The following is a 17307-nucleotide window of genomic DNA, read 5'->3' as shown; positions in this document are numbered from 1 at the left end:
GTTCTGCGACTCCAGCGGCATCAACGCGTTGATCGCCGCCCGCAACCACGCCCATTCCGTCGGAGCCGAGATCGCACTCGCCGCCGTTCCGGCCAACGCCCTTCGCGTCTTGCGCCTCGTCGGACTGGACCAGGTTTTCCCGCTCCATCCCGACGCCGAATCCGCGTTCGGGCCCTGACCTCCAGGCCGCCCGGGCTTGCGAGCTCTTCTGCGAGGGGTCAAGCACCAAGCCCCGCAGTGGTGACAGCAACCCACCCTGGGCATCTCTGGGGATGGCCCTCCTCCGGTCTCACGGACGGCAGGCCGACGGGTCCTCCTCACGCGACCCCGCGACCGCCGTCTCGCTCTCTCCGAACAAGGCGGAGCAGCTGACGGCGGTCACGACCGTTACCTACGGAAGCTGAGGATTCGCTGGGTGAATCGGCTACTTCGCGGATACGACCCAGCCCGTGCTGACACATCGCTCCTCACGGGCGGGGCGCGGGGGCACGGGACGCGGATCCGCCGCGCACCCTCCGGCCGTAGGCCCGGCAGAGCGCGGCGGACGGCGAACCCGAGTCATCGGGAGAGGAGCCGGTTGAAGAAGGACCGGTACTGACGAAGGGCCACCCGCAGGCTCTCCGTGTCGACGCGGTCGTCCTCGCCCCACTGCCCTTCGAGATTCCTCTTGTGGTCGGCGAAGGTGGTGGCGAGCTGTTGCATCACATCGGCGACCAGCGCGTCGGCCGCGTGAACGGCTTCCCGAGGATCGTCGACGAACATGCTCTGGATGTCGCTCCACCGCGCACGGAACGACGCGTCGTCGTCACTGTCCAGCAGGCGGGCCGAGTGGTCGGCCTGCTCTTCCGTGGCAGGCTCGTCCCCGCCCGGCTCCGCGTCCGTCCGCGTCCCCGATGCGGAAGCGCTGCTTTCCGGCTCCTCACCGGCGTCTGTGGTGTCACCGACCGCAGTGCTCTCCCCGGGGTACACGGGTGCGTTCCGAGCGGCGCCGTCACGCTCCCGGTCCTGTTCCCACCGATCCTCCTGCGTGTCGCGACGGGTCTCCTCTTCCGTACCGCGACCGGTCCGCTGGGCGATGTCCTCGGTCGACAGGCCGCTCGCGGCCCGCGACGGTGTCTCACGCTCGCGCATGACGCGCCTTCCCTCTCAGCTCCGGCCGGGACCGGCCGAGCTTCCGTTGGTGAGGAGTTCGTCGAAGAGAGCCCGGTAGTGCACCATGGCTCCCCGCAGCTGCTCGGTGGTGGCCCGCTGGGTGGTGCTGAGCGTGTTGATCTCGTGGGCCGCCCAGTAGTGCTCCAGCGTGCGCCCGTGTTCGACGGAGAGATCCTTTGCCTGCTGCTCGAAGCCCTCGGTGGGATAGCCCCGCTCGTGCATCAGGGAAGTGACGAGCTGGTCCGCGTCGTGCACCGCGCCCTCAGGGCGGTCCACGAACTCCTCCTGGACTCCGCGCCACTCCTGGGCGTACCTCTCCCTCTGCTGACTCGACAGCGGTTTGATGTCCAAGGCTTCATGGCGCTCCTCGCGGGCGCCCAGCTCCTGTTCGGCGGCTCGTCGGCTCCCGGCGTCCTCGACCGTGCGGTCGTACTCCGGCCCGAACTGCTCACGAAGACGACGTCGGCGACGCATGCTGAGGGTCACCGCCACGGCGATCAGCGCGATCAGCACCACAGCGGATATGACGATGGCCAGAATTGTTCCTGTTGACATCGGCCTAGCTCCCGTCGGGGAAGTCGTCCGTTGTGATGGCGGCTTCCCGAGCGGACCGTCCTGAAACGCGATGGGCATCCCGTGCCGGAACGCAACATCCATGGGTGACTCGGGGTGGGCGGCGCACCCGGTCGGGGGCTGTGCGCCGCCCGCCGTCACGCGGCCCGCCGTCACGCGGCTGAGCGACCCCGAGCGGGTCTGGACGGTCTGACGCGACCTGGTGGACTACCGGTCGGGTCGGTGCTCGACATCGTGTAGGACCAGGGTGTCCAGCGGTGCGAGGACGCGGGCATCGACGTGGGACTGTGGTCGTGCGAGCAGTACAGCTGGACCGCTGAGGACCCGGCTCGGTGCGTGGAGAGTCGGCCTGGACCGTGACCTTCGCCCTGCCGGACCGGGACGTACGAGGTCGAGACACGCGCCAACCTCACGTCGGATGCCGACACCCTCCACCGAAGCGACCCTCGACGGGTGCGGGGGAGGGCGCCCGGGCGTCATCCCGCACCTGGAAACCAACCTTCCACGGACCCACGTCTATCAAGCCCCAGCCCACGGGGGCAGGAATACCGTCACCCGACGCGAAGGGACGCGACCTCGTAGTGCACCGCCGAGCTGAGGGACAGGCCGCGGCAGGTCAGTTGGTGCGGCTGCGCCCGATGGGCGTGGATCTCGACCTCGAAGGCGGACAGACCGGCGAGGCGCCCGGTGACGCGCATCCGCCACCGATCACCGTCCCGGACCGTCTCCTCGATGACGTAGTCGTGCCGACCCGACGGGCCCGCGTGGCGGAGCACAGCGGACAGGGCGGCCTGCTGGGGCGGGACGAGGTCCGTGTACCCGCGCAGGTGGTCCGGGTGGACTCGGTCCGCCAAGTGCTCCTCGACCACCGTGACCGCCGAGAGGGCGTCGAGGTTCCCGTAGTACACGCCGTCGGGCGCGACGACCACATTGGCGGCGAACCGGTCCCCTCCCACATGCGTGCACTCCCACACCAGCTGCGGCCAGCGGTCACTCAGCGCACGCGCCACCGGACGGCCGCGGACGGCGCAACAGGTGTCGTGCAGGCCGTGGGCGCAGACGAGGACGACGGGCGGCCGGCCTCGTTCCCCGGGCGCGTCCAGGGCGTCGACGATCTGCGCCAGATCCCCGTCGTCGTGCCAGGTGCCCCACTCCTGACGGTGGGCTCCGTCCTTCTCGTACCGCAGAACGGCCCACCGCGGCGGTTCGTCCGGCCGACCGCGGCCATGGCGTCTGATGAGCAGGACGCGGGCGCGTGCCGCCCGCGCGGCGGCGTACACCCGTGCCTTGGCCTCGGGATCAAGAGGGAGGCCGTCGAAGCCGTTGACCGGCCAGCCGGCCCGGTACTCGATGAGGATCCAGACCGAGCCGTACGGCGCCGTGCCCGCGAGCGGGTCGCCGCGCAGGCGGGCGGCATCGGCGCAGAAGAAACGCGCCGGCGTCGTCATGCCGACCGTCTCACGGCTCGGCAGGCACCAGCACGCCCGCGCGCAGCAGCCGCTCGACGAAGGGCAGACCGAGCTCGCCGGCAGGACGGGCGCTCCCGTCGAGGATCCGGAGCACCGACGGCAGGTCCCTCTCCGGGAAGTCGAGCCACCCGACGCGGGTGGCGAGGCGCCGGCCCTCCAGGCGTGGTTCCAACGCCTCACGAAGCCGGACCGCTGTGCCGGGCCCGAGTCCGTCGAGAGCCCCGAGTTGTTCCAGCGGCCCCAGGGGCGCCGGGCGTGCTTGGCCGCGGCGGGCGCGGTGGAACAGGGGAGCGGGGTCCGCCTCGGCGACCGCGGCGAGGAGACGTCGGCGTACGACCGCGAGTTCTGCGCCCGGTCCGTCCACGCCCAGGGGGAGGGATCGGCGCATCTCGGGGTCCTCGCGCAGCAGCTCCAAGGCGGACTGCACGAGTTGCTCGGCCAACGCGTGCCGCGTCCAGGTGTGAACGCCGAGCGTCAGATGGATCGACACGGCGCCCTGGGCTTCGGCGGCGTGCAGCCAGCCGCGCGGCAGATAGAGGACGTCGCCCGGCCCGAGCAGGGTGTCGATGTACGCCTCTCCTCGGCGGGCGGCACCGGCGACCGCGGCGCGGTGCTCCGTCCAGGGCTCGTCGCGCAGCGGCGCCGGGTGCACGGGCTGGTGGATGATCCAGCGCTTGGTACCGGTGATCTGCAGGACGAAGACGTCGTGGACGTCGTAGTGGTCGTCGAAACCGCGGCTCTGCGGCGGGGTGACATAGGCGTTGGCCTGGACGGGGTGGCCCAGCTCCGTGCCGAGCCGCGTCGCGAAGTCCGTGATCGGCCCCCAGGTCCGCTGCAGCGCCTGCAGCACCAGGGTGCTGCCGTCGGCGAAGCTCCGCCACACCGCGGTGTCGTCCAGTTGGTCCCCGACCGACGCACCGACTCCGCCCGGGGAGGTGAACGACGACTCGGGTGCGGTGGAGCCGTCCTTGGCGACGCGGAGGAACGGCGTCCGCAGGCCGCGTCGGGAGATCAGCTCGTCCACCGAGGCTGCTGAGAACAGGTCGGAGAAGTCACCGGCTCCGCGCGTGAGCAGCGGGGTGCGCCCCCAGACGTCCCGAGCGAACTTCTCGCGGCTGAGTCGGATCAGACGTGTCTCCAGGACACGGCCGTCGACGTCGTCGGCCGTGTCCCGAAGTGTCGTGGGAACGGTGCTCAAAGGCGGCCGCCGGCCTCTTCGGCACCGCCGTCGGCACCGCCGTCGTGTACGCCGGGGGCGCCGGCCGCGCCACCGTCAGCGGGGCCTTCCGCACCGCTGTCGGCGCCTCCGTCCGCTCCACTGTCCGCGCCTCCGTCGGCACCGCTGTCCGCACCTCCGTCGGCGCCTCCGTCGGCACCGCTGTCCGCACCTCCGTCGGCACCGCTGTCGGCTCCGCCGTCCGCTCCGCCGTCCGCACCCCCGTCGTGGACGCCGGGTGTGCCGACAGCGCCACCGTCCGCCGGACCTTCCTGCTGGTTCGGGTCCTGCTCGGAGTGCGCCATGTCTCCTCCTGGGAATAGGGACGATCGGTGAGGGGCGGTCCTGTGCGGGCCCCTTATACAAGCTCACCCACCCGGGTAAGAGGGGCAACCGGAGCAGCGGCGCACGTGAACGCCGCGTGGTGGCTTCTCCGTCGCCGCACCGACGATCTCCGTGCGGCGACGCGCCGCGCGCGTACGAGGCTGCGACTCTGTCGATCCGATTCTCCGCCGCGCATCGGGCAAGAGGACGCCGGGCGTCCAAACGGGGCCAGTGGTCAACACCGGACAGGCGTGGAATCCAGCGAATCGTGGAGACTGGACAGATGACGGAAACCGGGAGGGAGACGGTTCGGCGCCTGGAGCAAACGATCCTGAAGCTCCTGCAGCGCCGCGCTCCCGGCGCGTCGATCTGCCCGTCGGACGCGGCGCGCGCCGCGTACCAAGGGGACGACGACGGCTGGCGTGCCCTGATGGAGCCTGCCCGCCTCGCGGCCCGCCACCTGGTCGACGAGGGAGAGGTGGAGATCACTCAGCGCGGACATCCGATTGCACCAGGCAAGGCCCGAGGCCCGATCCGCATCCGACGGGCCGATGACTCAGCACCACCAGACCGACCTGCCGCCGACCGTCCGTGAGAAACCCCCAGGCCTCCTGGAACCACCCAACGCGGCCACCTTGCCCATCACAACAGCAGCGCGGACGCGGCGCGGAAGGCACACCCCTGTGCGCGGCTGCGTGCTGAGGCCATACCGAGACGGTGCATGCACTTCTCGCCTACGGTGGCGACCCCGGTCTCCGCGAAGACCACGGCACGGGCCGCTTCTCGCTTGAATGGGCGCCGGCCGGGCCCCACCCCGAAACGATCGCCATGGTCCATGCTCCATGCCGCATGCGCCCGACCGCCCCACCGAGCCGCATCACCCGTCTCGTGGTGCCAGGTCTCATGATCCACTTGCGACAGGCGCCCTGAAGCATCCGACTCCCGCCAGGATGGGCATCGGCCTTGCTGCCCGGGGCTGCGGGCGGAGGGGACCTGGAGGCGTTCCCGTCGTCGGCAGCAGGCCGGACCGATCCGGGCCGGAGGGGGCAGTCGGGGGCATCCACCCGACCACGTCGTCGGCCCCCCGGCGCGTTCGCCGGACCGGTCGTGCCGAGCGGCCGCCCGGCCCCAGAGGCGGCCCGAGACCCTCCCGTGACCTGCGGAAAGCTCCACGACGGGGGGATACCGCCGGTTTCGTCGCCACACGCACAGGATCGTCACCGAACCGACATACCAAGCGGTCGGAACCCCCTTACGCAAGGGCTATACCCATGAGTAACGTACGCGGACCACCAGCGCCACCCGCCCGGTCCCCGGGGCGGCAAGGAGCAAGATCGATGTCGTACCACCAGCCTTTCCCCGGCCCACCACCCATACCCGAGCACCGGAATGCCGGGCGGCACCGCCACGAGGCGGCGTCGCAGTCCTGGGAGGGTGGATCGCCGTCCTGGGACGCCCATCCACAGGCAGCCCGGGACTCGTCCCCGCGAGCGTGGGACTCCTTGCCGCAGGGCTGGGACTCCGCGCAGCAGCCCTGGGACGCGTCCCCGCAGCCGCAACCGCTCGCCGGCACCGACGATCGTGATGATCTGCACCGGCTCGGATCGGCTTACCGCCGGCTCCGCCGCGTCGCCACCTTCACCGCGCTCGGCTACTTCGTCATCTTCCTTTTCCTGTCCGGCTACGCCCCCTCGATGATGACCAGCAAGATCACCGGTGGTCTCACCACCGGTCTGGTCCTGGGGCTCCTCCAGCTGCCTGTCGCGCTGGCTGCGATCGCGCTGTACGAGCGGATCGCGCGCAAGCACGTCGACCCGCTCGCCACGGCGATCCGCGAACGTGCCGAGCAGGCGGCCGCGGCGGCCGCGCCCCGCCCAGAACGCCAGGGTCGCTCCGGACGTCCCGCGTGGCAGCAGCCCACCGGAGGTGCGCGCGCATGACCAGCTTCAGCTCCGAGGCCCAGACCATGTCGCTGATGGCGTTCATCGCGGTCATCACGGTCACGCTGCTGCTGTGCGTGATGACCGGCCCCGATCGTGATGACCTGGGTGACTTCTACACCGGCTACCGCTCGCTCTCTCCTGTGCAGAGCGGTCTCGCGATCGCCGGCGACTACATCTCCGCCGGCACCGTGCTCGGCACCATCGGCATCATCGCGCTCGTCGGGTACGACGGCGTCACGCTCGCCCTGAGCACCGCGCTCTCGCTGGTCCTGATGATGTTCCTGCTCGCCGAACCGCTGCGTAACGCCGGCCGGTTCACGATCGGCGACGTCTTCACCCGGCGTCTCCCCGGCCCCGCCGTGCGGATCACCACGGCCGCGGTCACCCTGACCGCACTGCTGCCGCTGGTGATCTTCCAGCTCGCGGGTGCCGGCGATCTTCTCTCCGTCGTCCTCGGCTTCGACTCCGACGGCTTCAAGACCGGGGCGATCGTGTTCCTGGGCCTGCTGATGATCGCGTACGCGGCGATCGGCGGCATGAAGGGCACCGCCTTCATCCAGATCGTCAAGACCGTCGCCCTGCTCGGCGCGTCCTTCGCGATCGCCGCGCTCATCCTCAACCGCTTCGACTTCAGCCTGCCCTCCCTGCTGGACGCCGCCAAGCGCGGCAGCGGGGCGGGAGACGCCTATCTCGCCTCCGGTCTGCAGTTCGGCGGCAACGAACTCGACATGATCAGCACTCAGTTGACGGTCGTGCTCGGCGCCGCGGTGCTGCCGCAGATCACCATGCGCATGTTCACCGCGCGCAGCGCGGCAGCCGTGCGGCGCTCGATGTCCTGGGCCGTGTCGACCGTCGTCGTGACCTGTCTGCTGATCGCCGTCATAGGCTTCGGCGCGGCAGCGATCGTCGGCCACCAGGGGATCGTCGCCGGCGACCCGCAGGGCAAGACGGCGTTCCTCATGGTCAGCCAGGCCGTCATGGGCACGGACCAGACGACCGTCGAGACACTGGTGTTCACGGCCGTGTCGACAGCCATCTTCCTCACCCTGCTGGCCTCGGTCGCCGGGATCACCCTCGCCTGTGCCAACACCCTGGCGCACGACCTCATCGCGCACGGGTTGCGCCGCAAGGCGCAACTGAAGGACTCCGCAGAGATGGCCATCGCCCGGACCGCCGCGGCGGTCGTCGGGCTCGTGGCGATAGCGATCGCCGCCGGTGCACGGCATCTGAACCTGCAGGCACTGCTCACCCTGTCGTTCTGCATCGGCGCGTCCGCGGTCGCACCGGCCCTCATCTACAGCCTGTTCTGGCGCCGCTACTCCCGTAAGGGACTGCTCTGCACCCTCATCGTGGGCAGCGCCTCCGCGTTCATCCTCATGGCCGGCAGCAACCTGGTGTCCGGATCGCCCCAGGCGATCTTCCCGGACCAGGACTTCAACTGGTTCCCGTTCACCACGTCGGGCATCCTCTCGGCCCCGCTGGGCTTCCTCGCGGGCTGGCTCGGCACGGTGCTCCACGAGCGTGACCCGGCCGAACAGCGCATGCGGTACGAAGCGGTGGAGGAGACGATCCTGGCCGGCACACCCGCGGCGAACAGCGTCTCCGCGTCCTGACGCGCACGCCCCGACGAAAGGGCGCCCGGCCTGGAACTTCAGGCCGGGCGCCCTTTCGGCTGTGCCGAGGCGCCTGGCCGAGCGAACGGTCAGTCCCTGCCGTACTTGCGGTGGTAGTCGTCGTCGTTGCCGTAGTCGCCGTCGTAATACTCGTCAGGGTTGCCGTGGTCGCGGTGCCACTCGTCGTCGTTGTCGTAGTTCCCGTCGTAGTAGCTGTCGTTGTCGCGTGCGTCGCGAGGCCGGCCGCCTGCGGTGTTCGTGCCGTCGCCCGGCTCGGGGATGTACGCGGGGGCAGAGGAGCCGACAGGTGTGGGCGACGTCGGGGTGGAGCTGTCCTCGGGCTCGGTGATCGAAGCGGTGTACGGCTCAGAAGGGCTGCCGTCGGGCCCGGGGTGCAGGACGGTGGACGGCCCCGAGGGGCTGGGGTCTGGCTTCCCGGCAGAGCCGGCGGGGAAGGCCATGAAGCCGATGGCGATCACGAGACCGGCGACGAGGTAGAGGGCGGCGCCCGCGGGGCCCCACCTCTCGGCTCCGTTGGCCTTCTTCACCGTTCCCTCTCGGGGGCGAGCAGCGCTGTGCCCGGACAGGTCAACGGACTCAGGACGGGAGGTCGAGGAGCGGTCGGAGCGGTCGGAGCGGTCGGCGCGCTCGGACGGCGTGAGCCACCGCTGCTCAGCGCCGTTCGGATGTGTCCGCTGTGCACCAGTCCACGCGTGTACGGCTTCGCGTGAGTGGCGGCGGGTGGCGTCCACTATCGACTCCCCGTCGGCGAAGGCGATGGGCTCCCCGCACTTTGCGCACTGCCAGTCCATCTATTCCCCCTGGTTCTGTTGATGCCGGTCGAGCTTAGGACGGGTCTGTCGAGCCGAGAAGCTCGTCCTCTCTGAGACGCGGGGGTCGGGCGAGCGTCCGAGGAACGAGGTGGCCACTGTTCTGGAGCCACCCCTCGGTCATCCGGATACCGGCGGTGACGACCTCGCGCCCGCCGACTGCGCGGTGTTCCTGCCTCGGTTGAAGGCGATCACCGACCAGTGGGCGAGTGAGGCCGGCGACCAGCTCCCGCTTGCAGCACATCACGGACTCCCGCCGGCTTGGCGGACATTCTGCGACTCTGCATCGAGAAGGACGTCCCGCTGGCCTGCCTCTGAAGCCCTCGGGCCGGCTGAGGGTGGAGAGGGCCGGTCACCGATCAAGCCGCAGAGGCCTACGGCTTCGCAACGATCGTCGGGTCTCAAATATGGACTCGTCTGTGACGAACGACGTCTCTATCCTGAGTGCGAGTGGGACTGCGCGTGGTCCTGCAGGTTGCGTGCCGTGGCAGAGCGGTCCAATGCGATCGCCGTGGGGGAGGGCCCCCTCGCGGCGAGTGACGGAGACGGGGCGGCCTTGCCCCTGTCTGTCTCGCGGGTTCGAATCCCGTCGGCATCGCAACCGTACTGGGTCGGAGCAACGCGCTACCCCGTCGGAAGGGAACGCCCACTCGGCTCGGCCGCGATCGTCGCGCTACGGCCGCGCGGCGCTCTTGTTGTTCAGGTGCTGACCGGCGGCATCGCCACGGGCAGCAGCTCCGGGCGCCGGGCGGCGCGGCCGTCGCCGGAGGAGCGGCCCCGCAGGCGGCGTACCAGCCAGGGGCCGAGGAACCCCGCGGCCCAGCGTAGTTCGGCGGCTGCCGTGCGTACCGCGCCGGCGGCCGCGTCCGTGTCGGGAGCCAGCTCCAGGGTCCACGAGTCGTCGCTGCCCGGCAGGCCGAGCGCGTGGGCGAGCGCGGCGGAGATCCGATCGTGTCCCAGCGGGCTCGCATGCAGTCGGTCCGCGGCCCAGAGACGCCGATCGGTGGCGGCGGCGTGCGGAGAGGTCTCGGCGAGAGCGACGCCGTGCCGGGCCGCTGCCAGCCGTATGCGGTCGTTGAGGGCGGCGATCCGGGGTGCGACGGGGCGGGCGATGGGCGCGATACGGGTGATGTCGGGGATCGTGACAGTCGCGACGTGTGCGCCCGTGCTGGTGAGCGCGGCGAACATCGCCTCCACATGGGCCGCGGTCTCGTCCGGGTCGAACCGGGGTCGCAGCAGGTCGTTGACCCCGGCGACCACAGTGGCGACGTCGGGGCGGAGGGCGAGCGCGGGGCCGAGCTGCTCCGCGCGGACCTGTCCGGCGAGCCGGCCCCGGATGGCCAGGTTGGCGTACCGGACCTCGGGGCTCACCGTCGCGATCCTCTCGGCGAGGCGGTCCGCGAAGCCACGCAGCCCGGTGATGTCGTCGCCGTCGCCGACCCCCTCGGTCTGGCTGTCGCCCAGCGCGACGTACCGCACGTACTGACCGTTACTCATGCGCCGTCCGTCTCTCCCGCGGCATCAGCGTGCCGCACCCGGAACCGCATACTACTCAATAAAGTGAGTAGTCATGTCGATGATTAGATGGGGCCTGGCGGAGGGCGGACAACCCCTGCTGAGCGTCATGAGCCTGTACGGCGACGGACACGCCTGCTCCGCCGGACCGCCGGCCAAGATGAGGCACGGCAGCGCCCTACAGCGAGACCGGCCATCGTGCCTGGCCGGAGTCGTGGTGAATCTGTGTGGCCGTACGGGGCGGAACCGTCGGCGGCTACCACTCGGGGTGGACGTCGTGGCTGTCGTAGCGGGAGCCTGAGTCGGTGATCCAGGGCCGGAAGCGGCCGGGTCCGGAGGCTTCGTGGGCGTAGGTCACCGGTTCCTCCGTATCGTCGGTGACGATGACGGCTCCGGCCTTCTGGGCGCAGCGAAGGGCGTGGGTCCAGTGGGGGCCGCGGTGGCCGGTGCGGAAGTCGGGGGTCTTGCACTGGGTCATCGGTTCTCACCGCCATGCCAGTCGAATGCCTGCCGGTACGGGACGGGGCGGGCGCCCGGCGGATGCCGAACATGCGAAAATACCCCGATTTATGTAACTTTGAACCTCTGGATCTGCCTGCCGCCGGCAGGTGGCGACTGTGGTCCGCCATGTTGATCATGCAGCCGGAGCAACGATGCTGCCGAGCGTCTCGGTCCTCCTGTACAGCAGCGACGCCGGTACCCGGGCGCAAGTCCGGCTGGCGATCGGCCGTGGCCCCACGTCCGATGTCCCGCCGGTCGCGTTCGTCGAGTGTGCGACTCTGCCCGCGGTCCTGCTGGCGCTGGAAACAAGCCCTATAGACGCCTGCGTGCTGGACGGCGAAGCGGTGCCTGCCGGCGGTGCGGGGGTGTGCCGACAGCTCAAGAACGAGGTCTTCCGCTGCCCACCGGTCCTGCTTCTGATCGGACGGCCGCAGGACGCCTGGCTGGCTTCCTGGAGCCACGCCGACGCCGTGATCACCCTGCCCGTGGACCCTGCGGAACTCGCCGCGTCCCTCGCCGTACTGCTCCGCGCACCACAGTAGGCCTTCTCGTCCTCTGCGCCAGATGTTTGTGCAGGCTGCCCGACACCGGGCGGCGGTGCCGGGCTGCGGGTCGTGATCGGAGTGCCCACATCGCGGTCCTGTCGTGGGCCTGTGGGGGACTTCCCAGGCGGACCGCCGCCGCAGGTCTGCGTCCGTACAGGGCGCCGGTCAGGCTCAGGTGTCGAAGTCTCGTCGGGACAGGTCATGCAGGGCGGGCCCCGTAGTACCACTGGCCTGTGCCCTGCCCGCGGAGGGTCTCGGGCGGTCTCGGCGGCACCCCCGCCCGGGCCCGGGGTGCGCTGAATGCGTCTCGCACTAGACTCCTGCTGCGTGACCCATCCTGCCTTCCGTACTGCCGCGGATGACGACGCGCTGCTGGAGAGGCTTCACGCCCTCGCATGGGGTGCCGGAGGAGGCGTGGTTCCCTACCCCACCGTCATGCCGGCGGGCCCTTTCCCTCCGCTTGCTGTGGCCGAGCTGGAGCGCGCGGAACGGAAGATCGGGTATCGCCTGCCCGACCTGCTCCGGCGCATCTACACCGAGATCGGTGACGGGGGATTTGGGCCAGAGGGGGGTCTGGCGTCGTTGACGGAGGGCCTCCGCTCGCCCGGGGATCTGACGGACTGGCATTGCGCGCTGACCATCCACGACCAGCGCCCCGGTTGGGCACCGCCGCGGTCATGGTTCTATCTGACGGGCGGCGGCTGCAGCATGGAGTGGTACGTCTCGCTGATGGCGGTCGACCACCCGGTCCTGCTCTACGACGCCGACGGCTGGGAGCCGGACTGGGGACAGGGCCCTCACGACGGCCTGCGTTACGCAGCGTCGTCGCTGCGCCACTGGCTCTGGACCTGGGCCGACGGGGGCAACGTCTGGGACGAAGCGCTGCAAACGATCAGCGAGGACTGAGCAGCACGCAGACGGTACGGCTCGGAATCAAGGTCCTTCGGCGTCTGTCCACGCCGAGATGGGCTGTGGCACCCCGCCGGACGGCTTCTTCAGGATCCCGGGCGAGCTTCCCGCAGACCGTGGGGACGTCCAGCCCACCGTTCGAATCCACGAGCACGTCGTGCACCGAGCTCCGGGTCGCCGGGGCGAGTCCCACGTAGGCAGCGAGGTGGCCGGCGGTCGGGAATGTGCTGCCGTCACCGTCCTCGATCAGGATTCGGCCTCCGATCCTGACGCCGACTCCTGGCATCGGCGTCAGGGCTTTCGAAATGTGGGCCTCCAGGAGTTCCCCGATCCGGCCGGGCGAGAGTCTTCGCTGGTCAAGGACGGCCGGCAGCGAGGCGGTCAGGCTCGGACGGTCAGCGCGGTCGCGTCGGTCCAGGGAACGGTGGCGGTCTGCTCGTCCAATGCGGATGGGCCCGCTGTCGCAGGTGCTTCACCGCTCGGCTCCGACGGCATCAGCGGGCGCACACACCGTGACCACCGGGCTCTCGCCCAGCGGGTCCTGAGGGGTGGGTTGCTTCATACCCCACCCAACGAGTACAGCCAATCCGCGTGATGCCGGCACACCATGACTGCTGCCGGTCCGGCACGACGGGCACACTCGGCAGCCAGGGCTCGGTGAGGATCGAGCGGGTTCCGATGCGGCGCCAGATCACGTGAGGGGTGCCCTCTCTGCGCTAAGAAGTCGTCTCGCTTGGTGCGGACCTCACATGCCGCGCTCTGGGCCGTATGTCTTGCGGGTGCGTTCTCCCGGTCCTGTGGGCAGGTACTCCAGCTGGACGGGGCCGGGGTAGAAGGTCGCGCTGTCCCAGCCGGCCATCTCCTCACCGATCAGATAGCGATACAGCCACTCGGCGAAGGTCATGGGGTGGCCGGCCCATTCTCCCTCTGCCCCCTGAACGACCACGCCGTCGGGAAATCCGTGGACTTCTGGAGCGAGGAAGATGGCGGCTCCCTGGTCCGTGCCGGCGAGTGGGATGAGGCCGTCGGGGGTGCCGAAGGTGATCTGCGGACGGTTGCAGATCACACGGGGATCCTCGTCGGGAGCCAGGTCGTAGGACTCCCACAGGCTCTCCGCCCAAGCTCTCGACGTCGACCGGATCTCCTCGCCCAGCTCGCTTCCTGCGCAAGCCGGATGAGCCGAGAGGTAGAGGTGGCCATTGAGTTGGACGGGCGCGTAGGCGTCGACGATCGCCTTGTAGTCCGTGGGGAGTTCTCTGCCGAGCTCCTGCTCCAGGCGAAGCCACGCGGCATGGTCGGCATATCGGTTCTCCGCCGGGCCGAGCATGTCGAAGATGGCTTGCAGGTAGTCGGTCATGGTTCCTCAAGGATGCTGACGGGCCACGTCTCGGACAGCATCGACCACATCTCATGACTCCGGTCAGCCGGGTCCCTCGTTGTGGTGGCATGGAGATGACGCAGCGGCTGGTGCCGGACAAGTTGTGGGAACTCCTCCTGCGAGTGGTGCCTGAGGCACCGGTCCGTCCCCAAGGAGGTGGACGTCGCAGACTGACGACCGTGGTGTTCTGGCCGCGATCCTGTTCGTCGCCACCTCCGGCTGCACGTGGCGGCAGCTTCCACCAGTCTTCGGGGCTTCCTGGCAGACGGTCCATCGCCGGCTCTCAGTGGACCGAAGCCCGTGTCTGGGCGAAGCTTCACCGGGTGATCCTCGACGAGCTCGGTTCCGACGGCATCCTCGACGGGTCTCGATGCGCCATCGACTCAGTCAGTCTCCGGGCTCTCAAGGGGGGCCCTAACGGGACCGAATTCGACCGATCGAGGCAAGATGGGATCCAAGATCCACCTGCTGACCGATCGCAACGGACTGCCTCTCTCAGCCGGCATCTCCGGGGCGAACACCCATGACAGCCAAGGACTCAAGCCCCTGGTCCAGGGCATTCCGCCGATTCGCTCGCGTCGTGGACCACGCCGACGCCGTCCTGCGAAGCTTCACGGAGACAAGGGCCACGACTATCCCCACCTTCGACGATGGCTACGAGACCGGAACATCACGCCTCGTATCGCACGCAAGGGCATCGAGTCATCGGAGCGACTCGGCCGGCACCGCTGGGTGGTTAAACGGACCGTGGCCTGGATGAACGGACTCCGTCGCCTACATCGCCGCTATGAACGTATGCCAGATCACTTTCTTGGCTTCATTGGCATCGCCGCAGCACTCATCTGCTACCGCCGAATCACCAACTAAGACGTCCTCTAAGGATCACGGCCCTGATCCGAGCGACAGCGGGCAGGCTCACAACCTGCCCGTCTACGGAGCCGGCGTATGGGGCCATGATCCGTCGCTCCTTGGCAGCTTCAGTCCACACCCGCTTCTGCGACCTCACGCGGTCACCCGACCGCAGGGCCTGTACGCTGCACGGCAAAAAGCTGGGTAGCCAACACCCTGGGGCGGGACGTGGAAGATCGTGAGCGGTTCACTCTGCTGCGGATCACTGGCAAGTACGGCGGCAGCGTAGCCATTGAACTCGATGAATCAAATGTGTCCGGCATTCCGGACACCAGTGGCGAGCTGATGGTGCACAACGACTTCGTGGCCGGACTCACTCGCACCTACGTCGAGCCGTCCGACCTCGCTCCCTGGGAGCACGTGCTGGACGAGGTCGAGGCCGGCCGAGACGCGGTGTGGCGCGAGCACGCCCGAGTAGCCGAGATAGGCATCCAGCTCGTGGACAGGGAAGACGACCAGGACCAGATCACTGTCACGGTCGCCGACCAGCAGACAACTCGGGTGGCCATCAGCCTGGAAGTGAACCGCGGTTGGATCAAAGAACAACGCGAGCTGCTCGGTGGAATCCGCACGGCTTGGAGGCACGTGCATCCGACCGCACTGCGCTAGCTGCCCCGGTACAGCAGCGCAGTACCGGAACCTCTCAGCGACCCCAGGCCGACCGTGACCGGCGCAGCAGGCCACTCTTCGTGGCTCCTTCGTCCAGCAGCGACCAGTCTCTGACCTGAGCATTCGCACAAGCCTGTTCAGTCAACACGCCGGAGCGGCGCTCGGCCCTTCGGGCCTCGCCGACGAAGCCCTTCGCTCGCATCGCCGGCGACGGGGCCAGGCCGGCATCAAACTGGGCTGACCTGGTGGACTGGAAGCAGTGGCGGTCCATACTCACCCGCACTAGAACCGGTTTCGCGAAGAAAGCCACCCCGTACTCCCAGGTTGCGCGTCCCGCGGTGCCGGAGCCCATGCGCCAGGTGAGTTCGTAGCTGCCGGATGCGCGCTGGACGCGCTGGACGCGGAGACCGGCGCGGAAGCGACCGGCGCGCAGGTGCGCGCAGGTCGTCGACGAAGGCCGCCACGGTCTGTCGGAAGGGGCGTCGCGGTGCTCGCCAACATCATCCGCTGGCTGCCGACACCTTGGAAGGGGCAACAGGTCTCCAACCAACTGCGTTCTCCTGTTACCGGGACCGTCGCTCATGCTGTACGCCCCACCCCGGCGGCGAGGGCTGCGTTCATCTCGTTCCTCGCCCCCGTCGTCGTTGTGCCGGCGCAGCTGCCACCGCGTCGGGCAGTGTCGATCTCGGCAGGGGCGGCTGGCGGCCTCACTCCGGCCCGCAGGAGGGTTGTACCGGAAGGGGAGCGGGACAGGTGTATGGCGGCGTTGCACTGGGCGGGGGACCGGATGTGCTGCCGGAGGCGGGAACCCCGAAAATGGTGGTCTTCCATTTGTGCAGGTCAGCTGCCGTGGTCGAGCCTGGTCGTCGCGACGGCACGTCTCATTCGTCAGCCATGAGAGGTTCTGGATCTCTGAGGGGCTGGCGGGCGGCGTCCGCCGGGGCAGGACGTGTGTGGTCCGGTCGGTGCCGTGGTGACGCCTACGGCACCTCCGACCGTGCGAGGTCTTTGAAAAGACCGGTGGCGCTGGGCGCCGGCCGGTCCTCGCGCGTTCTGCCCGCACGGGGCTCTCGGGTTCAGGATCCTCGATGGATGAGCTGCCGCACGGTCACGCGTTCTTCCGTACGAGCTTCGAGCACTGGACAGGGTGTGAGTCGGTGAGGTCCGGCGGTGCCGCGCGTTGCGGCTGATGAGGTGGCGAACCTTGCAGTTCTGGAGTGAGTGCGCCGTGCGGCCCCACGTGCTCATCTTCGAGAACAGCGCCCGGCGGCCGCGCGGAGGGGTACATGACGTGGACGGGTACGCGCCGCTCAAGGTCACGTTGAGGCCGGTGATGCACCGGCTTGTCGGCGAGGGCGTGCAGATGAGGCGCGAGCGGGCCGCCACGGCTTTGAACGAGATGCTCGAACGACTGGATGGAACGCATCGTCGACGGAGGGGCAACGACGTCGCCGTGAACGGGAGCCGAGTGCCGAGCCCAGGAAACGGCTCCGCCCTCAAGCGGGAGGGGGAGCCGTTTCGGGTGGTGGGCTGATCAGCGCGCCGCGTCAGGCATGGCGGTGCTTCTTGCGGGTGATGAGGCGGTAGAGGGCAAGGAGGATGAGGGAGCCGACGATGGCGGCGATCCAGGTGGAGAGATCGAAGAAGCCATCGATGGAGTCGACGCCAAAGATGACCTTGCCGAGCCAGCCGCCGAGCAGGCCCCCCGCGATGCCGATGAGCATGGTGATGATGAGGCCGCCCGGGTCCTTGCCCGGCATCAGCGCCTTGGCGATGAGGCCGGCGAGCAGCCCGATGAGTATCCAAGCAATGATGCCCATG

General features: G+C 69.3%; 18 protein-coding genes, 1 tRNA gene and 3 pseudogenes. 12 read left to right on the top strand and 10 right to left on the bottom strand.

Annotation, left to right across the window (positions count from 1 at the left end):
- Positions 1-178, top strand: a 178-nt coding sequence (locus AOK00_RS00425) for an STAS domain-containing protein (protein ID WP_159041658.1), incomplete at its 5' end; no start/stop codon positions are given.
- Between the two features lie 380 nt (positions 179-558).
- Here the strand turns inward: AOK00_RS00425 and AOK00_RS36340 are convergent.
- The 4 genes from AOK00_RS36340 to AOK00_RS00405 form a co-directional block, all read right to left on the bottom strand.
- A complete protein-coding gene (locus AOK00_RS36340; protein WP_254047190.1) occupies positions 559-969 on the bottom strand; it encodes a hypothetical protein in 411 nt (136 codons plus the stop codon).
- A gap of 177 nt (positions 970-1146) precedes the next feature.
- Positions 1147-1707, bottom strand: a complete 561-nt coding sequence (locus AOK00_RS00415; protein ID WP_055598325.1) for a hypothetical protein — start codon at positions 1705-1707, stop codon at positions 1147-1149.
- Positions 1708-2276: 569 nt separating this feature from the next.
- Positions 2277-3173, bottom strand: a complete 897-nt coding sequence (locus AOK00_RS00410; RefSeq protein WP_055598324.1) for a sucrase ferredoxin — start codon at positions 3171-3173, stop codon at positions 2277-2279.
- Positions 3174-3183: 10 nt separating this feature from the next.
- On the bottom strand, positions 3184-4392 hold the full coding sequence (locus tag AOK00_RS00405) for a cupin domain-containing protein (protein ID WP_055598323.1): 1209 nt from the start codon (positions 4390-4392) through the stop codon (positions 3184-3186).
- Between AOK00_RS00405 and AOK00_RS39355 the strand changes: the two genes are divergently transcribed.
- From AOK00_RS39355 to AOK00_RS00390, 5 genes and pseudogenes are all read left to right on the top strand, one after another.
- Positions 4371-4733 (top strand): hypothetical protein, encoded by a 363-nt coding sequence (locus AOK00_RS39355; RefSeq protein ID WP_055598328.1) that lies wholly within the window; start codon positions 4371-4373, stop codon positions 4731-4733. The two genes, AOK00_RS00405 and AOK00_RS39355, sit on opposite strands and share 22 nt — an antisense overlap.
- Before the next feature lie 284 nt (positions 4734-5017).
- On the top strand, positions 5018-5329 hold the full coding sequence (locus AOK00_RS36580; RefSeq protein ID WP_079041760.1) for a DUF3253 domain-containing protein: 312 nt from the start codon (positions 5018-5020) through the stop codon (positions 5327-5329).
- A 56-nt stretch (positions 5330-5385) separates the two neighbouring features.
- A pseudogene (locus tag AOK00_RS39880) lies at positions 5386-5664 on the top strand (hypothetical protein); the annotation flags it as partial.
- Positions 5665-6236: 572 nt separating this feature from the next.
- Complete coding sequence (locus AOK00_RS00395) at positions 6237-6674, top strand: DUF485 domain-containing protein (protein ID WP_063886484.1); 438 nt, start codon at positions 6237-6239, stop codon at positions 6672-6674.
- Positions 6671-8290 (top strand): sodium/solute symporter, encoded by a 1620-nt coding sequence (locus tag AOK00_RS00390; RefSeq protein WP_055598322.1) that lies wholly within the window; start codon positions 6671-6673, stop codon positions 8288-8290. Before AOK00_RS00395 ends, AOK00_RS00390 begins: the two co-directional genes overlap by 4 nt.
- 89 nt (positions 8291-8379) lie before the next feature.
- Here the strand turns inward: AOK00_RS00390 and AOK00_RS00385 are convergent, their stop codons facing one another.
- Positions 8380-8838 (bottom strand): hypothetical protein, encoded by a 459-nt coding sequence (locus tag AOK00_RS00385; protein WP_055598321.1) that lies wholly within the window; start codon positions 8836-8838, stop codon positions 8380-8382.
- Positions 8839-9599: 761 nt separating this feature from the next.
- Between AOK00_RS00385 and AOK00_RS38870 the strand changes: the two genes are divergently transcribed.
- Positions 9600-9718: transfer RNA gene (locus AOK00_RS38870), tRNA-OTHER, on the top strand.
- Positions 9719-9819: 101 nt separating this feature from the next.
- On the opposite strand, the gene AOK00_RS00375 is transcribed toward AOK00_RS38870, so the two are convergent.
- Positions 9820-10617: an SGNH/GDSL hydrolase family protein gene (locus AOK00_RS00375; RefSeq protein ID WP_055598319.1), complete on the bottom strand. Its 798-nt coding sequence runs from the start codon at positions 10615-10617 to the stop codon at positions 9820-9822.
- A gap of 274 nt (positions 10618-10891) precedes the next feature.
- Positions 10892-11113: a hypothetical protein gene (locus AOK00_RS00370; protein WP_055598318.1), complete on the bottom strand. Its 222-nt coding sequence runs from the start codon at positions 11111-11113 to the stop codon at positions 10892-10894.
- Between the two features lie 175 nt (positions 11114-11288).
- Here AOK00_RS00370 and AOK00_RS00365 point away from each other — a divergent pair, with 175 nt between their 5' ends.
- Together AOK00_RS00365 and AOK00_RS00360 are read left to right on the top strand one after the other, a co-directional pair.
- Positions 11289-11678, top strand: coding sequence for a response regulator transcription factor (locus AOK00_RS00365; protein ID WP_055598317.1), 390 nt, complete (start codon positions 11289-11291; stop codon positions 11676-11678).
- Between the two features lie 330 nt (positions 11679-12008).
- A complete protein-coding gene (locus tag AOK00_RS00360; RefSeq protein ID WP_055598316.1) occupies positions 12009-12587 on the top strand; it encodes an SMI1/KNR4 family protein in 579 nt (192 codons plus the stop codon).
- A gap of 166 nt (positions 12588-12753) precedes the next feature.
- On the opposite strand, the pseudogene AOK00_RS41530 reads toward AOK00_RS00360, so the two are convergent.
- Together AOK00_RS41530 and AOK00_RS00355 are read right to left on the bottom strand one after the other, a co-directional pair.
- Positions 12754-13040: pseudogene (locus tag AOK00_RS41530) on the bottom strand (transposase); the annotation flags it as partial.
- Between the two features lie 295 nt (positions 13041-13335).
- On the bottom strand, positions 13336-13947 hold the full coding sequence (locus AOK00_RS00355) for an SMI1/KNR4 family protein (RefSeq protein WP_055598315.1): 612 nt from the start codon (positions 13945-13947) through the stop codon (positions 13336-13338).
- Between the two features lie 95 nt (positions 13948-14042).
- Between AOK00_RS00355 and AOK00_RS36560 the strand changes: the two are divergent.
- The 3 genes and pseudogenes from AOK00_RS36560 to AOK00_RS00345 all read left to right on the top strand — a co-directional run bounded on the left by AOK00_RS36560 (position 14043) and on the right by AOK00_RS00345 (position 17020).
- Positions 14043-14835: pseudogene (locus AOK00_RS36560) on the top strand (IS5 family transposase).
- Between the two features lie 210 nt (positions 14836-15045).
- Entirely contained in the window at positions 15046-15486 is a 441-nt protein-coding gene (locus AOK00_RS00350) for a DUF5959 family protein (protein ID WP_159041657.1), read from the top strand.
- Between the two features lie 1204 nt (positions 15487-16690).
- Positions 16691-17020, top strand: coding sequence for a hypothetical protein (locus AOK00_RS00345; protein WP_055598313.1), 330 nt, complete (start codon positions 16691-16693; stop codon positions 17018-17020).
- 13 nt (positions 17021-17033) lie between these two features.
- Here AOK00_RS00345 and AOK00_RS00340 read toward each other — a convergent pair whose 3' ends face one another.
- A complete protein-coding gene (locus AOK00_RS00340) occupies positions 17034-17306 on the bottom strand; it encodes a GlsB/YeaQ/YmgE family stress response membrane protein (protein WP_055598312.1) in 273 nt (90 codons plus the stop codon).
- Position 17307: the final 1 nt, after the last annotated feature.

Origin of the sequence: Streptomyces aureus (genome assembly GCF_001418135.1) — a bacterium.
Taxonomy (GTDB): domain Bacteria; phylum Actinomycetota; class Actinomycetes; order Streptomycetales; family Streptomycetaceae; genus Streptomyces; species Streptomyces aureus_A.
This window is presented reverse-complemented; position numbering and strand designations above follow the sequence as displayed.

What these genes read in the sequence shown, in the direction of transcription:
- AOK00_RS00370 (WP_055598318.1), bottom strand. Translation starts at nt 11,113, where the DNA reads ATGACCCAGTGCAAGACCCCCGACTTCCGCACCGGCCACCGCGGCCCC.
- AOK00_RS00355 (WP_055598315.1), bottom strand. Translation starts at nt 13,947, where the DNA reads ATGACCGACTACCTGCAAGCCATCTTCGACATGCTCGGCCCGGCGGAG.
- AOK00_RS00390 (WP_055598322.1), top strand. Translation starts at nt 6,671, where the DNA reads ATGACCAGCTTCAGCTCCGAGGCCCAGACCATGTCGCTGATGGCGTTC.
- AOK00_RS36580 (WP_079041760.1), top strand. Translation starts at nt 5,018, where the DNA reads ATGACGGAAACCGGGAGGGAGACGGTTCGGCGCCTGGAGCAAACGATC.
- AOK00_RS00375 (WP_055598319.1), bottom strand. Translation starts at nt 10,617, where the DNA reads ATGAGTAACGGTCAGTACGTGCGGTACGTCGCGCTGGGCGACAGCCAG.
- AOK00_RS00340 (WP_055598312.1), bottom strand. Translation starts at nt 17,306, where the DNA reads ATGGGCATCATTGCTTGGATACTCATCGGGCTGCTCGCCGGCCTCATC.
- AOK00_RS00410 (WP_055598324.1), bottom strand. Translation starts at nt 3,173, where the DNA reads ATGACGACGCCGGCGCGTTTCTTCTGCGCCGATGCCGCCCGCCTGCGC.
- AOK00_RS00365 (WP_055598317.1), top strand. Translation starts at nt 11,289, where the DNA reads ATGCTGCCGAGCGTCTCGGTCCTCCTGTACAGCAGCGACGCCGGTACC.
- AOK00_RS00415 (WP_055598325.1), bottom strand. Translation starts at nt 1,707, where the DNA reads ATGTCAACAGGAACAATTCTGGCCATCGTCATATCCGCTGTGGTGCTG.